Here is a 4298-nt window from a genome sequence, read left to right as displayed (position 1 = left end):
GGTACGATCACGGCGTCGATGCCGTGATGGACCTGCCGGTGACGCCGGTCGCGCTGGCGGTGCAGCAGGTGGCGAAGGAAAAGGGCGGTTCGGTCATGATCACCGCCTCTGCGATCAGCGAGTTCACGTCGAAATTCTGCTCCCCCACCAGCAGCCATTGGGCGGATGACACGCATGCCTTGACCACCGGCGCGGCGATGCTGCAACCGGGCGGTACGTGGTTCTTCATCACGGTCGATTTTTCCTTCGGCCTGGCATTGCAGAACCTGACCACCGCGGCGATCGAGGCGAATGGCGGCAAGCTGTTGGGATCGGCGAAATTCCCGATCGGGAATTCCGACTTCTCCACCCAGGTGGTCGCCGCGCAAGCCGCCAACCCCCAGGTGATCGGGCTGGCGGCGGTGGGCAACGACCAGGTCAACCTGATCAAGCAGCTTCACGAGTTCGGCGTGCATACGAAGCTCGCCGGTTTCCTGGTCTATATCACCGACATCCACTCGCTCGGCCTGGACGTCGCGCAGGGGTTGAGCTTCGCGTCCAGCTTCTATTGGGACCAGAACGACGACGCACGCGCGTTCGCCAAGCGGTTCATGGCGGAGCGAAAGGCGATGCCGACCAAGAACCAGGCGATGAACTACGCGGCGGCAACGCATTTCCTGAAGGCGATGGCGCAGGCGGGGACGACCGATCCGGTGGCGGTGAACAAGGCGATGCGGGCAATGCCGGTCGCCTGCTTCGGCCGGCCGGCGTCACTGCGCGCGGACGGGCGGCTGATGGTCGACCTGTCGCTGTATCGCGTGAAACAACCGACCCAGAGCAAGGGAGCGTGGGATTATTACGAGACGGTGGGCACGGTGCCCGCGGCCAAGGCATTCCTGCCGGAGAACCCGGCCTGCGCCTGAAGTGCTTCAATCCTCGCCCAGCAGGACGCAGCAGGGCAGCACATCGTGCAGGCGGCCCAGTTCCAGTTCCGGGCCGAATGTCAGGCCGGTCAGCACGTCCTGCCAGGTCCTGCCGGCCAGGTCCGTCGGCGGTTCCAGGCGTGCATCCGCCGTCCCCTGCGCCTCGCGACGAGCAGGGAACCGGTGCACGGAAACCAGGAGCGCCTGGCGTTCCTGGCGGCGGACGAACGCACATATCTCATCGGACGTGGCAAGCGGTTCATAGTCGCCCTCGGCGAACAGCGCCGGCAGCGAGGCCCGCAGGCGCAGCAGCGTCGCGACGATCGCCAGCTTGAACCGCCCGTCCTGCCACGTCCTCAGCAGTGCGCGCATCGTGTCCACCCGATCGGTCGACAGCGCCGTCTCAAGCTCATGCAGCAGCGTCGACCGCAAGGCGTAATCGACCGGTCGGCGATTGTCCGGATCGACCAGGCTCAGATCCCAAAGCTCCGACCCCTGGTAGACGTCCGGCACGCCGGGCAAGGTCAGCTTCAACACCGTCTGGATCATCGTATTGGCGACACCCAGCCGCGCCATGGTCGCCGCGAACGGCAGGAAATCGGTCAGGAACGTGCCCGATCGCGCCGGGTCGAGCGCAAGGTCCGCGAGGTCGAGCATCGCGGTCTCATACCGTTCGTTCGGCGAGGCCCAAGTGGTGTGCTGCTTCGCCTCCCGCATCGATTTCACCAGCGTGCCCTTGATCCTGTCGCGATAGGTGGCCAGCGTTTCCGCATCGAGTTGCTGCTGATCGAACAGGTCCGGCGGCCAGGTGCCCAGCAGCATCTGGAAAAAGGCGTATTCGTCATTGCGGTCCGGATCGCCCGTCCCCTCGATATCGCCCCGCCTGGCGCGCAGGACGCGGCTCCAGACCTGCACTTTCTGGGCCCATTCATCGGGCGCCTCGGACAGGACCGCCAACCGAGCGCGGGTGTCCTCGCCGCGCTTGGTGTCGTGGGTGGAGGTGGAGAGCATGGCATGCGGCAGGTTCTGCGCGCGCAGGCGGTTGGTACGATGGAACGCAGCCAGCGACACGCCGAACTGGACCGGGTTGCCCCCGACCTCGTTCAACGCGATGAAGCGATTGTATCGATAGAAAGCCGTGTCCTCCAGGCCCTTGGCCATCACCGGCCCGCTGTATTGCTGCGCCTTCATCGCGCAACGCAGCACCGAGTGGCGGCTGAACCCGCTGCGCGGCTGGGCCACCAGGTCGCCGCTGAGCAGTCGGCCCAAGAAGTCGAAGACACTGGGATCCAGTTCGGAATCGAGACGACGGGCCTGGCTGACGGCCCAGTCCAAGTCACGGCGGTCCGCCTGGGTCGGTTGCGACGTCGTGTCGATATACGTCCTGTAAACCGGGAAGCACGCAATAACCGCTCGGATTGCCCGCAGCAGGATCCTGCGGGTGAAATCGGCGGTCCGCGGATTTTGCCTGGCCACGCGTCCCGCATCCCGCGCAAGGACGTTCAGTTCGCTGGCCATCTCGTTATGCATGATACGGATCTTGCAGTCGCGCACAATGTCGGCAAACGCGTCGTTTCGGCCGGTGAAGCTTGCATAGGTCGCAGTGAACATCGCCTCCCCGGCGGGATCGATCAACAGGCCGGTCAGACTGTTGGCGAATTCATAGCCCGTGGTGCCGTCGACCGGCCAATCGTCACGCAACGCTTCATGATGGGCAAGGATCTTCTCGACAACGAGGTAGAAGTCCACGCCGGACTTCTCCCGCAATCGCCGCAGATACGCCTTGGGATCGAGCAAACCGTCAATGTGGTCGATGCGGATCCCGTCGAGCGTTCCGTCACGCAGCAAACGGAACACCAGCCGATGGGCATGCTCGAAGACGTCGGGCAATTCCATGCGCAGCCCGGCGAGATCGTTGATATCGAAGAACCGCCTGTAATTGATGTCATCGGCCGCGACGCGAAAATGCGCGGCGCGCCAGTGCTGGTCCTGGATCAGCGCGTCCAAGCCGCGCCAGGAGTCGAGGTCCCCCGGCGTTCCGTTCAACCGGTCAAGGGCGGTCCGGATGGCGGCCCGCGCCTCCTCGTTCTCCCCACACGCCGCTCCCAACTCCGCCTTCAACTCCCCCGCTCGGCGTGGAATCTGCGGCCGCCAATCGGGCAGTCCGGCGAAGGAATCGCCGATCCGCTCCAGCTCAGGATGGTCGTTCCCCAGGATACGATCATAGTGCAGCGGACATATGGGCAGCTTGTGGGAATCGTAGGCCCAGACCGCGAAACTGCCTTCCGTGGGGTCGAATTTCAATTGCAACTGGCCTGACTCCAGGACAGCGCCGTACTGGTCTCCCAGGAACGGGACGAGCACCTTACCCTGCAAATAGCGCCGTTCCGGGTCCCAATCGATATCGAACCAGCCGGCATAGAGCGAGTCGGCGCCCCATTCCAGGACGTCCAGCCACAGCGGGTTGTCAACGCCGCCCACGCCCATATGGTTCGGGACGAAATCAAGTATCTGCCTCAGTCCACAGTCTGCGAATGCCTGGACCATCCGCCGGAACGCAGCCTCGTCGCCCAGCTCGGGATTCAGCGCATCGTGATCGACGATATCGTATCCATGCAAACTACCAGGCCGAGCCTTGAGGTATGGGGAGGCGTAGATGTGGCTGATGCCGAGACGGGCGAGATAAGGCGCGACGGCGGCAGCATCGTCGAATCCGAAGCGGCTGTTGAACTGCAGGCGATAGGTTGCCCTGGGCGTGCTCATGAACGAGCCTCGACGATGGTCCAGCGGACGGTCCATGGTCCAAACGAGCCGTCGGGGTGGATCGTGCCTTCGGACCGTATCGCCCGCCCCTCGGACGCCGGCGCCGCGATCGTGGCCGCCGAAAGATTGGCCGTCAGGATCAGCCGGCCGCCATCGCCGTGACGCCATGCGACGTGGACCGCGTGATCGCCCAGTGCCTGCGATTGCCCCGCATTGCTGCCGATCCTGGGGATCAACGGAATGATCTCGGCTTTGCGCAAGGCCAGGGTCGTGCGGTACCACGCGAGCCAGGCGGCATGATCCGGCTTGTGTGGATCGGACCAGTCGAGCTTGGCGGCCAGGAAGGTCTGTTCCGCCAGCGGATCGGGAATCCGTGAGCGCATGATCGGGTCCCGGAACGCCGGGAAGCGGGCGAACTCGTTGCGGCGGCCTTCACGCACCGCGTTGGCCAGGTCACCCTGGAAATCGCAGAAGAAGGGGAAAGGCTGCGAGGCATCCCACTCTTCGCCCATGAACAGCATGGGGATTTGCGGCGACAGCAGATAGACGGCGGCGACGGCCCGGACGGCATCCGGCGACGCCAGGGCGGACAGGCGCTCGCCGAACGCACGGTTGCCGATCTGGTCGTGGTTC

Annotated in this window: 3 protein-coding genes; 1 reads left to right on the top strand and 2 read right to left on the bottom strand. The window is 64.6% G+C overall.

The features are described from left to right. Positions 1-902: ABC transporter substrate-binding protein (locus tag VHB27_RS01220; RefSeq protein ID WP_325596872.1), on the top strand; the 902-nt coding region annotated here is incomplete at its 5' end. A gap of 6 nt (positions 903-908) precedes the next feature. On the opposite strand, the gene treY is transcribed toward VHB27_RS01220, so the two are convergent. Together treY and VHB27_RS01210 are read right to left on the bottom strand one after the other, a co-directional pair. Then, positions 909-3665: a malto-oligosyltrehalose synthase gene (treY, locus tag VHB27_RS01215; RefSeq protein WP_325596870.1), complete on the bottom strand. Its 2757-nt coding sequence runs from the start codon at positions 3663-3665 to the stop codon at positions 909-911. Then, positions 3662-4298, bottom strand: a 637-nt coding sequence (locus VHB27_RS01210) for a DUF3459 domain-containing protein (RefSeq protein WP_325596868.1), incomplete at its 5' end; no start/stop codon positions are given. The genes VHB27_RS01210 and treY, both read right to left, overlap by 4 nt.

Origin of the sequence: Rhodopila sp. (assembly GCF_035548235.1) — a bacterium.
Lineage (GTDB): Bacteria > Pseudomonadota > Alphaproteobacteria > Acetobacterales > Acetobacteraceae > Rhodopila.
This window is presented reverse-complemented; position numbering and strand designations above follow the sequence as displayed.